General features: G+C 69.8%; 12 protein-coding genes. 8 read left to right on the top strand and 4 right to left on the bottom strand.

Annotated features, from left to right (window positions below; genetic code table 11):
- Positions 1-19: 19 nt before the first annotated feature.
- The 3 genes from kefC to JI739_RS09375 form a co-directional block, all read right to left on the bottom strand.
- Positions 20-1,846 (bottom strand): glutathione-regulated potassium-efflux system protein KefC, encoded by a 1,827-nt coding sequence (gene kefC / locus JI739_RS09385; protein ID WP_201683747.1) that lies wholly within the window; start codon positions 1,844-1,846, stop codon positions 20-22.
- Positions 1,847-1,878: 32 nt separating this feature from the next.
- The gene (locus JI739_RS09380) at positions 1,879-2,097 is read right to left on the bottom strand and encodes a hypothetical protein (protein WP_201683756.1); all 219 of its coding nucleotides are present in this window, start codon (positions 2,095-2,097) and stop codon (positions 1,879-1,881) included.
- A gap of 90 nt (positions 2,098-2,187) precedes the next feature.
- Positions 2,188-2,526, bottom strand: a complete 339-nt coding sequence (locus tag JI739_RS09375) for a P-II family nitrogen regulator (protein ID WP_201683621.1) — start codon at positions 2,524-2,526, stop codon at positions 2,188-2,190.
- 141 nt (positions 2,527-2,667) lie between these two features.
- On the opposite strand from JI739_RS09375, the gene JI739_RS09370 reads away from it, so the two are divergent.
- Positions 2,668-3,858 carry a GNAT family N-acetyltransferase gene (locus JI739_RS09370; protein WP_435531598.1) on the top strand — a complete coding sequence of 397 codons (1,191 nt, stop codon included), beginning with the start codon at positions 2,668-2,670 and terminating at the stop codon, positions 3,856-3,858.
- 14 nt (positions 3,859-3,872) lie between these two features.
- Here the strand turns inward: JI739_RS09370 and ppa are convergent, their stop codons facing one another.
- Positions 3,873-4,415 carry an inorganic diphosphatase gene (gene ppa / locus JI739_RS09365; protein ID WP_201683619.1) on the bottom strand — a complete coding sequence of 181 codons (543 nt, stop codon included), beginning with the start codon at positions 4,413-4,415 and terminating at the stop codon, positions 3,873-3,875.
- 203 nt (positions 4,416-4,618) lie between these two features.
- Here ppa and JI739_RS09360 point away from each other — a divergent pair, with 203 nt between their 5' ends.
- The 7 genes from JI739_RS09360 (at position 4,619) to JI739_RS09330 (ending at position 15,123) form a co-directional block, all read left to right on the top strand.
- Positions 4,619-6,751: a sodium-translocating pyrophosphatase gene (locus JI739_RS09360; RefSeq protein WP_201683618.1), complete on the top strand. Its 2,133-nt coding sequence runs from the start codon at positions 4,619-4,621 to the stop codon at positions 6,749-6,751.
- A 150-nt stretch (positions 6,752-6,901) separates the two neighbouring features.
- Positions 6,902-7,945, top strand: coding sequence for an ArsJ-associated glyceraldehyde-3-phosphate dehydrogenase (locus JI739_RS09355; RefSeq protein ID WP_201683617.1), 1,044 nt, complete (start codon positions 6,902-6,904; stop codon positions 7,943-7,945).
- Between the two features lies 1 nt (position 7,946).
- Positions 7,947-9,188, top strand: a complete 1,242-nt coding sequence (arsJ, locus tag JI739_RS09350; protein WP_354003700.1) for an organoarsenical effux MFS transporter ArsJ — start codon at positions 7,947-7,949, stop codon at positions 9,186-9,188.
- A gap of 211 nt (positions 9,189-9,399) precedes the next feature.
- Entirely contained in the window at positions 9,400-10,512 is a 1,113-nt protein-coding gene (gene moaA / locus JI739_RS09345; protein ID WP_201683615.1) for a GTP 3',8-cyclase MoaA, read from the top strand.
- Positions 10,513-10,566: 54 nt separating this feature from the next.
- The gene (gene mobA / locus JI739_RS09340) at positions 10,567-11,121 is read left to right on the top strand and encodes a molybdenum cofactor guanylyltransferase MobA (protein ID WP_236589466.1); all 555 of its coding nucleotides are present in this window, start codon (positions 10,567-10,569) and stop codon (positions 11,119-11,121) included.
- Positions 11,121-12,389: a molybdopterin molybdotransferase MoeA gene (moeA, locus tag JI739_RS09335; RefSeq protein ID WP_201683746.1), complete on the top strand. Its 1,269-nt coding sequence runs from the start codon at positions 11,121-11,123 to the stop codon at positions 12,387-12,389. Before mobA ends, moeA begins: the two co-directional genes overlap by 1 nt.
- A 133-nt stretch (positions 12,390-12,522) precedes the next feature.
- Entirely contained in the window at positions 12,523-15,123 is a 2,601-nt protein-coding gene (locus JI739_RS09330; protein WP_201683613.1) for a hybrid sensor histidine kinase/response regulator, read from the top strand.
- Positions 15,124-15,134: the final 11 nt, after the last annotated feature.

Here is a 15,134-nt window from a genome sequence, read left to right as displayed (position 1 = left end):
CCCGCGGCCGAACCACCGGCTAACGCTTGCCAGGGCGATCCGGCACGTTTGTGGAGATGGACGCCGCCTCGCGCTCCTGCGCCATCTGCTGCTCGAACTGCTCACGCCCCTCGCGCACCACCGCGATCAGCCGGGCGCGGTCCTTGTGGTGCGGGTACATCCGCTCGAACAGCGCGATGTTGTGCTCCCTGAACCGGCCCACCTGGCGCTGCGCTTCGGACGACTCCATCCCCAGCACCTCGAGCACCGTGGCCCCGCTCTGCAGGCTCGACTCGAACAGTTCGCGCTGCACCCGCACCACGCCGCGGTCGCGCAGGGCGTTCCAGTGCGTGACGTCGCGTGCGCGCACCACCAACTCCAAATGGGGGAAATGAGCACGTGCGAGCTCGACGATCGCCAGAGACTGCTCGACGTCGTCGACGGCCACCACCAGCACCTTCGCGCGCTCGGCGCCCGCAATGCGCAGCAGGTCCAGCCGACGTGCGTCGCCATAGAACACTGGCGAGCCGAATGCGCGCGCCGCCTCCACCATGTCGGCATCGTGGTCCAGCAAGGTGGTGGCGATTCCCTGGGACGCCAGCAGGCGCGCGACGATCTGCCCATACCGGCCGAAGCCCGCGATGATGACCGGCGCATCCTGCGGATCGCTGATCTCCGGCAGGCGGCGCGGCACCTGCCACCGGGGCAGCAGCCAACGATCCACCGCCGCCAGCAGCAAGGGGCCCAGCAACATGGAGATCGCCACCGCGCCGACCAATAGCGACGCCGTGGCCGGCGCCAGCACGCGCGCGCCCGCCGCGGCCTGGAACACCACGAATGCGAACTCACCCCCCTGGGCCAGCAGCAAGGTGAACACCGGACGCTCGGCCGGCGCCAGCCCGATGGTCCGCGCCAGCCACCAGATCACCAGGCCCTTGATCGCCAGCAGCCCGACCACCAGCGCGGCGATCGATGCCGGGGAGGCCCGCAGCACCTCGAAGTCGATGCTCATCCCGACCGCGATGAAGAACAATCCGAGCAGCAGCCCCTTGAACGGCTCCAGGTCGGCTTCCAGCTCGCGGCGGAACTCGCTGTCGGCGAGCAGCACCCCGGCCAGGAAGGCGCCGAGCGCCATCGACAGGCCCACCGACAACATCAACATCGCCGTCGCCACGACCAGCAGCAAGGCACCGGCGGTGAACACCTCCGGGCTTCGGCTGCGCGCGATCCAGCGCAACACGGGGCGCAACAAGAGGCGCCCGCCGAGCACGATGGCCGCGATGGTGCCGACGATCCGGCCCGCTTCCAGCAGGCGCGCGGACGGGCCCACCGTCTCGTCGACGGCGCTCGTCGCCAGCAGGGGCATCAGTGCCAGGATGGGGATGGCGGCGATGTCCTGGAACAGCAGGATCGAAAAGCCCGCGCGCCCGCCGGGCGTGCCGAGCAGGTTGCGCTCCCCCATGACCTGCAGCGCGATGGCGGTGGACGACAACGCGAGGCCGAGCGCGGCCACCAGGCTCAGTCGCCAGTCCGCCCCGGCCACCACGCCCGCCACGAACAGCAGCGCGGTGCATCCGAGCATCTGGACCGAGCCCCACCCGAAGATCGGTCGCCGCAGCGACCACAGCCGCCGCGGCTCGAGCTCCAGGCCGACCAGGAACAGCATCAGGACCACGCCGAATTCGGCGAAATGCAGGATGTCCTGGACCTCGCTCACCAGGCCCAGGCCAGCCGGCCCGATGACGATGCCGGCGGCCAGGTAGCCCAACACAGAGCCGAGCCCGAGCGCCCGCGCCACAGGAACGGCGAGCACGGCTGCGCCGAGATAGATGAGGCTGTTGACCAGCCAGGCGGGGGCGTGTTCGATGGGAGCGCTCCGGATGGGTCGGCGCGGTGAGTCTAGGCGAGCCGGACCGTCGGTGTCGTGACGCCGACGGCACCCGCCCGCGAAGTCTCGGGGTCGAACGACGGGCTCGCCGGAGAAGGTGCGGTGATCAGCACCGAGCTGGGCTTGACGAACGAGCAGGCCGCCGCCTTGGCGGCACGCGTCTCGCAAGCCATGGAGTCCATGTCTTGCAACGACAGTCCCATGAGGACGACGACGAGAACCCGGCCCATCGGTGGACGAAGGTTCGCCTGCAGGCGCGTGAAGCCGGCGCACCCGCCATTCGCCGATGCCGGAGCGCCGAAGAGGCTATGGGGGTGGTCCTAGACAGCCGACTCGTCCGTCTCGCCGGTGCGGATGCGAATGACGCGCTCGACCGACGTCACGAAGATCTTGCCGTCACCGATCTTGCCGGTGCGGGCTGATTTCACGATGGCGTCGACGCAGTTGTCGACGTCGGCATCTCGCACCACCACCTCGATCTTGACCTTGGGCAGGAAATCGACCACGTACTCGGCGCCCCGGTAAAGCTCGGTGTGGCCCTTCTGCCGGCCGAAACCCTTGACCTCGGTCACCGTCAAGCCGGTCACGCCGCACTCGGCGAGGGCCTCCCGGACTTCCTCCAGCTTGAAGGGTTTGACGATGGCGGTGATCTGCTTCATGTTCAACAAGGACTCCGATTGCGGGTGACGATCAGGCGCGGAAACGCGAGGTAATAGGATAGCGCCAATCCCTACGAATGCCCGGTGTCCGCGACACCGGCATCATGGCCTCCCTTCCGTCATCCAGCTGGGCCGTACCGAATCGTGAGAGCCAGACCCGCCGAGAAACGCAAGCCCGACGATCCGCTCGTCCGCGTCGTCGGCCACCCCGCCGGCGTGGGCCGCGACGAGTGGAACGACCTGCTCGCGTCGCAGCCCGACCCGACACCCTTCATGCGACACGAGTACCTGTGCGCGCTGCACGACAGCGGCAGTGCCACCACCGACACCGGCTGGTCGCCGCGCCTCGTCGGCCTGTGGCGCGAGGGCCGCTTGCAGGCGGCGTGCGCGCTGTACCTCAAGACGCATTCCTATGGCGAATACGTGTTCGACTGGGCCTGGGCCCAGGCCTACGAGCAGCACGGCCTGGCCTACTACCCCAAGGGCCTGGTGGCCGTGCCGTTCACGCCGGTGCCGGGCGCACGGCTGCTCGCCCGGGATGACGCGGCGCGGGCCGCGCTGTTGCGCGAACTGCTGTCGCTGGCCCGCGAAGAAGAACTCTCGTCGCTGCACCTGCTGTTCCTGTCCGATGCCGATGCGGCCGCCTGCGAAGCGGCCGGCCTGATGGCGCGGCACACGGTGCAGTTCCACTGGCTCAATGCCGCGCCGGCCACGGGTGGTGCCTTCCGGACGTTCGATGAATTCCTGTCCACCCTGGCGCAGGACAAGCGCAAGAAGATCCGCCAGGAACGGCGCAAGGTGGCCGATGCCGGCATCGGCTTCCGCGTGGTGCGCGGCCCGGAGATGACAGCCGCCGACTGGGACTTCTTCTATCGCTGCTACGCCCGCACCTACCGGGAGCACGGCAACCCGCCCTACCTCACGCGCGACTTCTTCGCCCGCATGGCGCGCGACATGCCGCAGAACTGGGTGCTGTTCGTGGCCGAGCGCGCCTCACGCCCGATCGCCAGCAGCCTGGTGGCCGTGGGCGACGGCGTGGCCTACGGCCGCTACTGGGGTGCGCTGGAGCGCGTCGATTGCCTGCATTTCGAGACCTGCTACTACCAGCCGCTGCAGTGGTGCATCGAGAACGGACTCGAGCGCTTCGAGGGCGGCGCGCAGGGCGAGCACAAGATGGCCCGCGCGCTGATGCCGGTGCGGACCTCGAGCGCCCACTGGATCTCGCACCCGGCGTTCGCCGACGCCGTCGAGCGCTTCCTGGAGCGCGAGGGCAGGGGCGTGGACAACTACCTCGAGCACCTGGAGTCGCGCACGCCGTTCCGCCGGGCGTGAACCCGGCGTCGCGATCAGGCGGCCTGCTCGGCCTTCTGGTAATTGGCGATGCCGCTCATCACCTCCGCCTTGGCCGCTTCGGGGCCTTCCCAACCCAGCACCTTCACCCACTTGCCGGGTTCGAGGTCCTTGTAGTGCTCGAAGAAGTGCGCGATGGTCTTCAGGCGCAGCGGGTTCATGTCCTCGGGCTTTTGCCAGTGCGTGTAGATCGGCAGGATCTTGTCGATGGGCACGGCCAGCACCTTGGCGTCATCGCCGGCCTCGTCCTCCATCTTGAGGATGCCGATGGCGCGGCACGGAACCACCACGCCCGGAATCAAGGGCACCGGCGTGATGACCAGCACGTCCACCGGGTCGCCATCGCCGCTGATGGTCTTGGGAACGTAGCCGTAGTTGGTGGGGTAATGCATCGCGGTGCTCATGAAGCGGTCCACGAAGATGGCGCCGGTCTCCTTGTCGACCTCGTACTTCACGGGGTCGGCGTTCATCGGAATCTCGATGATCACGTTGAACGCTTCGGGCACTTGCTTGCCGGGGGTGACTTGGTCGAGGGACATAGGACTGTTGTGGGAGCGAACTAGGAAATACCCTGATTTTAGTTTGCGGGGTGCATCCCGCCTCGCGGGTGTCATGAACGCGCTTGTATATTGCGCCGGTTGGCCAATCGTCTCCGCCTTCAGGGAGCTACGAGGAAGCAACGCAGCGGGGGTACCGCATGCGTTGTACCCCCTCCAAGTTCAACAAGGACAGGAGTGACTTCATGACAGGCAACTCGGCGCTCGTATTGGCGCTGGTCTGCGGCCTTGCGGCCGTGGTCTACGGCTTCTGGGCAAGAGGCTGGATCCTCAGGCAAGACCCCGGCAACCCCCGCATGCAGGAAATCGCCTCGGCCATCCAGGCCGGTGCCGCGGCTTACCTGTCGCGCCAGTACAAGACCATCGCCGTCGTCGGCGTGGTGCTGGCCATCCTGATCGGCATCTTCCTGGGGCTGGCCACCGCCGTCGGTTTCCTGCTCGGCGCGGTGCTCTCGGGCGCCTGCGGCTTCATCGGCATGAACGTCTCCGTGCGCGCCAACGTGCGAACCGCGCAGGCGGCCACCCGCGGCATCGGCCCGGCCCTTGACGTCGCCTTCCGCGGCGGCGCCATCACCGGCATGCTGGTGGTGGGCCTGGGCCTGCTCGGCGTGTCGGGCTTCTTCTGGTTCCTGGTGGGCAACGGCAACCTCACGCCCACGGTCTCGCTGGCGGCCCTGCTCAATCCGCTGATCGGCTTCGCCTTCGGCGCCTCGCTCATCTCCATCTTCGCCCGCCTGGGCGGCGGCATCTTCACCAAGGGCGCCGATGTGGGCGCCGACCTGGTGGGCAAGGTGGAGGCCGGCATCCCCGAGGACGACCCCCGCAATCCCGCGGTGATCGCCGACAACGTGGGCGACAACGTGGGCGACTGCGCGGGCATGGCGGCCGACCTGTTCGAGACCTACGCGGTGACCCTGATCGCCACCATGGTGCTGGGCGCGCTGCTGTTAGGCGCGGCCGGCTTCAGCGCGGTGGTCTACCCGCTGGTGCTGGGCGGCGTGTCCATCATCGCCTCCATCATCGGGTGCTTCTTCGTGCGGGCCCGCCCCGGCATGATCAACGTGATGCCGGCCCTCTACCGCGGGCTGGCCGTGTCCGGCGTGCTGTCGCTGATCGCGTTCTATTTCGTCACGATCGCGGTCATCCCCGACAACGCCATCACCGCCACCGGCTCGCAGATCCGCCTGTGGGGCGCGTGCGCCGTGGGCCTGGTGCTGACGGGCGCGCTGGTCTGGATCACCGAGTACTACACCGGCACGCAATTCAAGCCGGTGCGGCACATCGCGCAGGCGTCCACCACCGGCCACGGCACCAACATCATCGCGGGCCTGGGCGTGTCCATGCGCTCCACCGCCTGGCCGGTGCTGTTCGTGTGCGCGGCCATCATCGCCTCCTATGCACTGGCCGGCCTGTACGGCATCGCCGTGGCCGCCACCTCCATGCTCAGCATGGCCGGCATCGTGGTGGCGCTGGACGCCTACGGCCCCATCACCGACAACGCCGGCGGCATCGCCGAAATGTCGGACCTGCCCGCATCCGTTCGCGCGGTCACCGATCCGCTCGACGCCGTGGGCAACACCACCAAGGCCGTGACCAAGGGCTATGCCATCGGCTCGGCCGGGTTGGCCGCGCTCGTGCTGTTCGCCGACTACACGCACAAGCTCGAGAGCTACGGGGCCTCGATCCGCTTCGACCTGGCCGACCCCATGGTGATCGTCGGCCTGTTCATCGGCGGCCTGATCCCCTACCTGTTCGGCGCCATGGCGATGGAAGCCGTGGGCCGCGCCGCCGGTGCGGTGGTGGTCGAGGTGCGGCGTCAGTTCAGCACCATCAAGGGCATCATGGACGGCACCGGCAAGCCCGAGTACGGCAAGGCCGTGGACATGCTCACCACCGCGGCGATCAAGGAGATGATCATCCCGTCGCTGCTGCCGGTGGTGGCGCCGATCCTGGTCGGCCTGATCCTCGGCCCTGCGGCCCTGGGCGGCATGCTGCTGGGCACCATCGTCACCGGCCTGTTCGTGGCACTGTCCATGTGCACCGGCGGCGGCGCCTGGGACAACGCCAAGAAGTACATCGAGGACGGCCATCACGGCGGCAAGGGCTCCGAGGCGCACAAGGCCGCGGTGACCGGCGACACCGTGGGCGACCCTTACAAGGACACGGCCGGTCCGGCCGTCAACCCGCTGATCAAGATCATCAACATCGTGGCCCTGCTGATCGCGCCGCTGGTGGTGCAGTTCCACGGCACGGGCGTGAGCCAGGCGCCTACGGCGCCGGCGACAGCCGCGGTGGTGGTCGTGCCCCCGGCACGCTGATCCGGGACGCCCTGCCCCAAGGCCCGCGCAAGCGGGCCTTTTTGCTTGCTCCGCCGCAACCCGGCCGGAGCGCTTCCCGGTAACCCCCTTCACGCCGCTGTCACAAACCCGATCTACATTTCGACGTTTATCGAATAGTCGAGGGATGCGATGCGGGTCGGAATCAACGGGATGGGGCGGATTGGCCGCCTCGCGCTGCGTGCAGCCCTGGGCGCCGCGGAACGGGGCAAGGACGATCCGCGGGCAGGCAACCGGCTCGAAGTCGTCCACCTGAACGAGGTCAAGGGCGGTGCGGCGGCGACGGCGCACCTCCTGGCCTTCGACAGCGTGCAGGGCCGGTGGCGCGCCGGCATCGAGGCCGAGGGCGATGCCCGGATCCGGATTGGCGACGGCGCCCTGTCCTTCAGCGCGCACCCCAGCCCCGGGGACATTCCGTGGGGCGAGCTCGGCGTCGACCTGGTGCTGGAGTGCACGGGCAAATTCCTGACCCCGGAGAGACTCCAGGGTCACCTGGACCGCGGCGCCCGGCGTGTCATCGTCGCGGCGCCGGTGAAGACGGGCGACGTGCTGAACATCGTGATGGGCGTGAACCACGAGCTGTACGCTCCCGCGCGGCACCCGTTCGTCACCGCGGCCTCGTGCACCACGAACTGCCTGGCGCCGGTGGTGAAGGTCGTGCACGAGGCGATCGGCATCCGGCATGGCCAGATCACCACCCTCCACGATCCGACGAATACCAACCTCGTGGTCGACGCGCCCCACCAGGACCTGCGGCGAGCCCGCAGCGCCCTGCTCAGCCTGGCACCCACCACCACCGGCAGCGCAACGGCCATCGCGCTCATCTACCCGGAACTCGAGGGCAAGCTCAACGGCCACGCGGTGCGCGCGCCGGTGTTGAACGCCTCGCTGACCGACTGCGTCTTCGAACTGCAGCGCGCGACCACGGCCGACGAGGTGAACGACCTGTTCCGCCAGGCCGCGGCCGGCCCGCTGGCGGGCATCCTCGGGTACGAGGACAAGCCACTCGTCAGCGCCGACTATGCGCGCGACACGCGCAGCAGCATCGTCGATGCGCCGTCCACGATGGTGACCGACGGCACGCTGCTCAAGGTCTATGCCTGGTACGACAACGAGATGGGCTACGCCTGTCGCATGGTCGATCTGGCCTGCCACATGCGAGAGCGCGGGATCTGACGTGCAGCCGGCCGTCCGCAACTACGCGGTCGTCACCGCGGCCTACTGGGGCTTCACGCTCACCGACGGCGCGCTGCGCATGCTGGTGCTGCTGCACTTCTACCGCCTGGGCTACTCGCCGTTCACGCTCGCCTTCCTCTTCCTGCTGTACGAGGCGGCGGGCATCCTGGCCAACCTGATCGGCGGCTGGCTGGCCACCCGCTACGGCATCACCCGGATGCTGGCCGTGGGCCTGGCCACGCAGGTCTGCGGCTTCGCGCTCCTGTCGCTGCTCGATCCGCAATGGACGGCGGCGATGTCGGTTGCCTGGGTGGTGCTGGCCCAGGGCATCTGCGGCGTGGCCAAGGACCTCACGAAGACGGCGAGCAAATCGGCGATCAAGGTGACGCAGGCGCAGGTCCGGCAGCAGGGACCGGGGCAACTGTTCAGGTGGGTCGCCTGGTTCACCGGCAGCAAGAACGCGATGAAAGGTGTCGGGTTCTTCCTGGGTGGGCTGCTGCTGCAAACGCTCGGGTTTCGCCATTCGCTCTGGGTCATGGCCGCCCTGCTGGGCGCCGTGCTGCTGGGCGTGCTGGCCTCGCTGCCGCCGATGATGGGCAAGGCCAAGGCGTCACGCAGTGCGCGCGAGCTCTTCGCGAAGAACGCCGGCATCAACGCGCTGGCGGCCGCCCGGGTCGGCCTGTTCGGTGCGCGCGATGTCTGGTTCGTGGTCGGCGTGCCGGTGTTCCTGTACTCGATGGGCTGGACCTTCACCATGGTCGGCGGCTTCCTGGCCGCCTGGACGATCGGCTACGGCCTGGTCCAGGCCCTGGCGCCCCAGCTGGTGCGCCGCAGCCCTGATGGCTTGAGCCTGGAAGTGCCGGCGGCCCGCCGCTGGTCCGCCGGGCTGGCGCTGGTGCCGCTCGCCCTGGCCGCGGCCGTGGGCCTGGGCGCGCCCCATCTGCAATGGGTGGTCGTGAGCGGCCTGGCCGTGTTCGGGTTTGCCTTCGCCGTCAATTCGTCCCTGCACTCGTACCTGGTGCTCGCCTGCGCGGGTTCGGAGAAAGCGGCGGAGGACGTGGGCTTCTACTACGCCGCCAACGCGCTGGGGCGCTTCATCGGAACGCTCCTGTCCGGTCTCTTGTACCAGTGGGGCGGGCTCATGGTCGCCTTGCTCGGATCGTCCGTCATGCTGGGCATCTGCTGGCTCTTCACCCTGGCGCTGCCCACAAGCCGAGGGCAGACCTCTGGCGCCCGCGCATGAACGATGCACACACACCCTGCCCTTGCCGGTCCGCTGAAATGAAGCTCGCTCCAACGAAACGCTCGGCTGTTGGGTACCTGCCGCTCGAAAGCTCAACCGGCGCACGCTTCGGGGCGCACCGGACCGAACCGGACGGCAGCAGTGACTGCTTGCGCCGCCATGGATGGCCCGGCGCCGATGCGGCTACGTCCGTCGGCGGCACAATCGCCCCATGGCTGAACGCGTCATCCCCCTGATCGCCCAACGTCCGTCGGGCCGCCCCGTCGCGGTACCGGCCGAGGCGCCCGTCGGCCCCCTCGCCGACCGGCTCGGTCGGCCGCTGCACGACCTGCGCATCAGCGTCACCGACCGGTGCAACTTCCGCTGCAGCTACTGCATGCCCAAGGACGTGTTCGACAAGGACTACCCCTACCTGCCGCATGCCGAGCTGCTCAGCTTCGAGGAGATCACCCGGCTGGCGCGGCAGTTCGTCGGCCTGGGCGTGCACAAGATCCGCCTCACCGGCGGCGAGCCCCTGCTGCGCAAGAACATCGAGGTGCTGATCGAGCAGCTGGCGCAGCTGCGCACGCCCGACGGCCAGGCGCTGGACCTGACCCTCACCACCAACGGCTCGCTGCTCGCACGCAAGGCGCGCGCGCTCAAGGCCGCCGGCCTGCGTCGCGTCACCGTGAGCCTCGATGGCCTGGACGACGCCATCTTCCGGCGCATGAACGACGTGGACTTTCCCGTGGCCGAGGTGCTGGCCGGCATCCAGGCCGCCCACGCCGCCGGGCTGGGGCCGATCAAGGTCAACATGGTGGTCAAGCGCGGCACGAATGAACACGAGATCCTGCCCATGGCGCGGCACTTCAAGGGCACGGGCCAGGTGCTGCGCTTCATCGAGTACATGGACGTGGGCGCCACCAACGGCTGGCGCATGGACGAGGTGTTGCCCTCGGCCGAGGTCGTGCGGCGCATTGCCGCCGAGATGCCGCTGGTCCCGCTGGAGCCGGCCGCCCCCGGCGAGACCGCGCAGCGCTGGGCCTACGCCGATGGCGGCGGCGAGGTCGGCGTCATCAGCAGCGTCACGCAGGCCTTCTGCGGCGACTGCAGCCGGGCCCGCCTGTCCACCGAAGGCCAGTTGTACCTGTGCCTCTTCGCCAACCAGGGCCACGACCTGCGGTCCCTGCTGCGGGGTGGGGCCAGCGACGAGCAGATCGCGGCCGCCATCGGCCACATCTGGCACGGCCGCGCCGATCGTTATTCGCAGCTGCGCGGACAGCTGCCGCCCGAAGCCGGCGAAGCCGGCCGGCGCCGCGTCGAAATGAGCTACATCGGAGGCTGATTGAACCCCCAGGACATCACCGGGCTGATCCTCGCCGGCGGCCGCGGCAGCCGCATGGGCGGCGTCGACAAGGGCCTGCAGAACTTCAACGGGCTGCCGCTGGTGGCCCACACCCTGATGCGCCTGGCGCCGCAGGTGGGCGAAGTCCTGATCAACGCCAACCGCAACCTCGCTGCCTACGAGTCGTACGGCGTGCCGGTGTGGCCCGACGCCCTGCCCGACTACGCCGGCCCGCTGGCGGGCTTTCTCACCGGCCTGGAACACTGCGAGACGCCGCTGCTGGTCACGGTGCCCTGCGACACGCCGCTCTTTCCCACCGACCTGGTGTCGCGGCTCGCCGAGGCCCTGCACGCCGATGGCGCCGACATCGCCCTGGCCAGCGCGCCCGAGGCCGACGGCCAGCTGCGCCCGCAGCCGGTCTTCGCGCTGCTGCGGCGCGAACTGCTCGAAAGCCTGGTGCGCTTCACGCAGGGCGGCGGCAGAAAGATCGACGCATGGACCGCGCAGCACAAGACCGTGCCCGTGCCCTTCGACCGGGCCGGCGATCCGCCGCGCGCTTTCTTCAACGCCAACACCTTGGCCGAGCTTCGCCAGCTGGAGCAGCCGTGATCCGCTCGCTCGACCAGATCGCCAGCGAGCTCCAGGGCTACGACCCGCAGGCCCTCAGCGCCGAGGCCGTGGGCGAGTTCCTGTCGCGGCTGGTGGCGCCGGTGGCCGACACCGAGTCCGTGCCCCTGGTCGATGCGCTCGACCGGGTGCTGGCCATGGACATCATCTCGCCCTTCAACGTGCCGCCGCACGACAACTCGGCCATGGACGGCTTCGCCTTCGATGGCGCGGGGCTGCAGCCCGATGCGCCGCTGGACCTGCAAGTCGTGGGCACCGCCCTGGCGGGCAAGGCGTGGCAGGGTGCGGTCGGCCCCGGCCAGTGCGTGAAGATCATGACCGGCGCCATCATGCCGGCCGGCCTGGACACGGTGGTGCCGCAGGAGCTCACCCAGCTCGATGGTGACCAGGTGCGCATCCCGCCCAGGCTGCTTCAGCGCGGCGACAACCGGCGCCTGGCCGGCGAGGACCTGGCGGAGGGCAAGCCTGCTCTCCTGCGCGGGGCCCGCATGACCCCGGCCGCCTGTGGCCTGGTGGCCAGCCTGGGCATCGCGCAGGTCCCGGTGGTGCGGCGCCTGCGAGTGGCCTACTTCTCCACCGGCGACGAAATCCTGTCGCTGGGCGAGGCGCCGCGCGAAGGCGCGGTGTACGACAGCAACCGCTACACCGTGCGTGGCCTGCTCACCCGACTGGGCTGCGAGGTGATCGACCTGGGCGTGGTGCGCGACGACCCGGCGCTGCTCGAACAGGCCTTCACCCGCGCGGCGGCGCAGGCCGACGCCATCATCACCAGCGGCGGCGTCAGCGTCGGCGAGGCCGACTTCACCAAGACCATGATGAAGCAACTGGGCGACGTGGCCTTCTGGCGCATCGCCATGCGCCCGGGTCGCCCCATGGCCGTGGGCCGCATCGGCAGCGGCGATCGTTCGGCCGTGCTGTTCGGCCTGCCCGGCAACCCGGTGGCCGTGATGGTCACCTTCCTGGCCTTCGTGCGCCCGGCCCTGCTGCGGATGATGGGCGCCACGGCCGCCCCCCCGGTGCTGCTGCGTGCGCGCAGCGCCGAGGCCATGCGCAAGAAACCCGGCCGCACCGAATACCAGCGCGGCATCGTCACGCGCCAGCCCGATGGATCCCTGCAGGTGCGCACCACCGGCAACCAGGGCTCCGGCGTGCTCAGCTCCATGGTGCAGGCCAACGGGCTGATCGTGCTGCACCACGGGCAGGGCAGCGTGGCGCCAGGCGACGAAGTGGACGTGATGATGCTGGAGTAGCCCCGGGGCCAGGCACTCGCCAGGCCCATCAGGATGAATCCCTATTGCGGCGCAGCAGCCGACCGGACTAGAACGGCCGGGCCGGCCCGCGCATGCCCAGGCTAGCTGGATTCGCCACAGCCTGAAGGAGCGCATGCCAACGTCATTGAATCGTCGCCAGCTGTTTCCCGCCACCGTCGCGATCGGGGCGGCCCTGCTCGTCGCCCTTGTCGCAGCCCTGTGGACCACCATCGAGCGCGCGCGCGAGGCATCGCGCCAGGTGGTCCACACCTACGCCGTCATCGACGCCGTCGACCTGCTGGAAGCCTCCGCGGTGCGGCTCGAAGCCGGGCAGCGGGGCCTGCTGGTGGCGGGTCATCTGCGCTTCGTGCAAGAGCGCGAGCAGGCCATCGAGGCGCTGCGTGCCGGCGTGGCCGAACTGCAGCACCTGAGCCGCGCTGACCCCGACCGGCAGGCCCGCCTGGCGCTGCTGGCAGCCCGCATCGCCGATCGCGTGCAGATGGCACGGCGCAATGAGCACGCCGTGCGCGAAGGCCTGTTCGACCGGCAGGCGGCGGTCGAATCGGCCGAAGCCGGGCAGGCGGCCGGCGCCGTGGCCACCGCGATCTCCGAGCTGCGCTCGCACGAGCGCCGGCAGCTCGAACGCCAGCGCGCCCGAGAACTCGACCTGCAGCGGCGATCGGCGGTCCTGCTGGCCGGCGCCTTCCTCGGCGGCGGGCTGCTGGTGGTCCTCATCGTCTGGGGCTGGCGGCGCCAGGCGCTGCGCAACGCCGCCATCGAGCTGCGCATGCACGACCTGGTGCAGGCCCTGCCGGTCAGCCTGTGGCAGCTGCGCGAGCGGCCGGGCGGGCGCATGGCCTTCGAGTTCATCAGCGACAACGCCCGCAGCATCCGGCACATCGACGTGGACGCCGTCCGGCGCGACCAGGCGCAGGTGATGGCCAACATCCATCCACCCGACCGGCCCGTGGTCGAACAGGCGCTGCGCCAGTCGTCGCAGACGCTCAGCCCACTGGACCTCCAGTACCGCGTCGACGCTGGCGCGCAGGGCCTTCGGTGGATCCACAGTGGCGCCACGCTGCGCCGCCAGCCCGACGGCTCGCTGCTGTGGTCCGGCTACTGGGCCGACATCACCGCGGAGCTGGACCTCAAGCAGGCGCTGGAGTCCGCCACCCAGGCGGCCACCCAGGCCAACGCGGCCAAGAGTGCGTTCCTGGCCGCCATGAGCCATGAGATCCGCACCCCCATGAACGGCGTGCTGGGCCTGCTCGAACTGCTCTCGCTGTCCCGACTGGACGACGAGCAGCGCTCCACCCTGGCGGTGGTGCGCGAATCGGGACGCTCGCTGCTGCGGATCGTGGACGACATCCTCGACTTCTCCAAGATCGAGGCCAACAAGCTGAGCCTGCATCCGGAGCCCTCGTCGGTGGCCCAGGTGGTGCAGTCGATCTGCCAGATCCATTCCAGCATGGCGTCCTCCAAGGGCCTGCTGCTGCAGGCGCACACCGATCCGCGCATCAGCCCCGCCCTGATGTTCGATCCCCAGCGGCTGGGCCAGATCCTGAACAACCTGGTGAGCAACGCGCTGAAGTTCACCCAGCGCGGCAGCGTGAGCGTGAATGTCCAATGGCTCGGGCACAGCGAGCGGGGCGAGCGCCTGTGCTTGGTGGTCAGGGACACCGGCATGGGCGTGCCGCGCGAGGACATCGCGCGGCTGTTCCAGCCCTATGTCCAGTCGCAGCAGGCCGCCGCCCGATTCGGCGGCACCGGCCTCGGGCTGGTGATCAGCCGGCGCCTGGCCGAGATGATGGGCGGCAGCCTGGAGATGGACAGCGAGCCGGGCCACGGCACCACCGTCACGCTCCGCTGCGAGTTGATGGTGGCCGCCGACCCCACCGACCCAAGGCGGCCGCCGGCGCAGGAGCCGGCATCCGGGCATCACCCGCCCCGCAGGCCGACGCCAAGCCGCCAGCAGGCCGAGCACGAGGGCCGCCTGATCCTGGTGGTGGACGACCACCCCACCAACCGCATCGTGTTGCGCCGGCAGGTGAACTCCCTGGGCTATGCCGCCGAAGTCGCCGCCGATGGCCGGCAGGCCCTGGACGCCTGGCGCACGGGGCGCTTCGGCCTGGTACTGGCGGACTGCAACATGCCCGAGATGAGCGGCTACGAGCTGACCCAGGCCATCCGCCAGGACGAGGCGGCCCGGGGCCTGCCGCGCACGCCGGTGCTGGCCTGCACCGCCAACGCCATGGCCTCGCAGGCGGCCGCCTGCGAGGAAGCCGGCATGGACGCCTGGCTGGTCAAGCCCTGCGGCCTGCATCAGCTGTCCGAGCAGCTCGGACGCTGGCTGCCGCATCCGGCCGACGAGCCCGGCCACCCTGAGGACGAAGCAGCCATCGACATCGCGCTGCTCGATTCGCTGGTGGGTGACGACGCGCCCGCGCGGGCCGAGATCCTGGCCGATTTCCGACGGGCCACCGAGGCGGACGCCACCTCGCTGCGCACCGCCGTCGCCGATGCCGACCTGGGCACGGTGCGGGCCACGGCTCACCGCATCCAGGGCGCCTCACTGAGCCTGGGGGCGGCGGCGCTGGCCCGGTCCTGCGGTGCGCTCGAGCAGGCGGCGCGGGACGCGGACAGCACCGCCCTGGCGGCGCTGATGTCCACCTTTGAACGTGAGTTCGCCCGCGTCTGCGCGCAGCTGGACGTGCTGCGCGTTGCCACCCTGTAAGGAGGAACACC

The sequence above is a fragment of the Ramlibacter aurantiacus genome (genome assembly GCF_016722895.1).
Taxonomy (GTDB): Bacteria; Pseudomonadota; Gammaproteobacteria; order Burkholderiales; family Burkholderiaceae_C; genus Ramlibacter; species Ramlibacter aurantiacus.
This window is presented reverse-complemented; position numbering and strand designations above follow the sequence as displayed.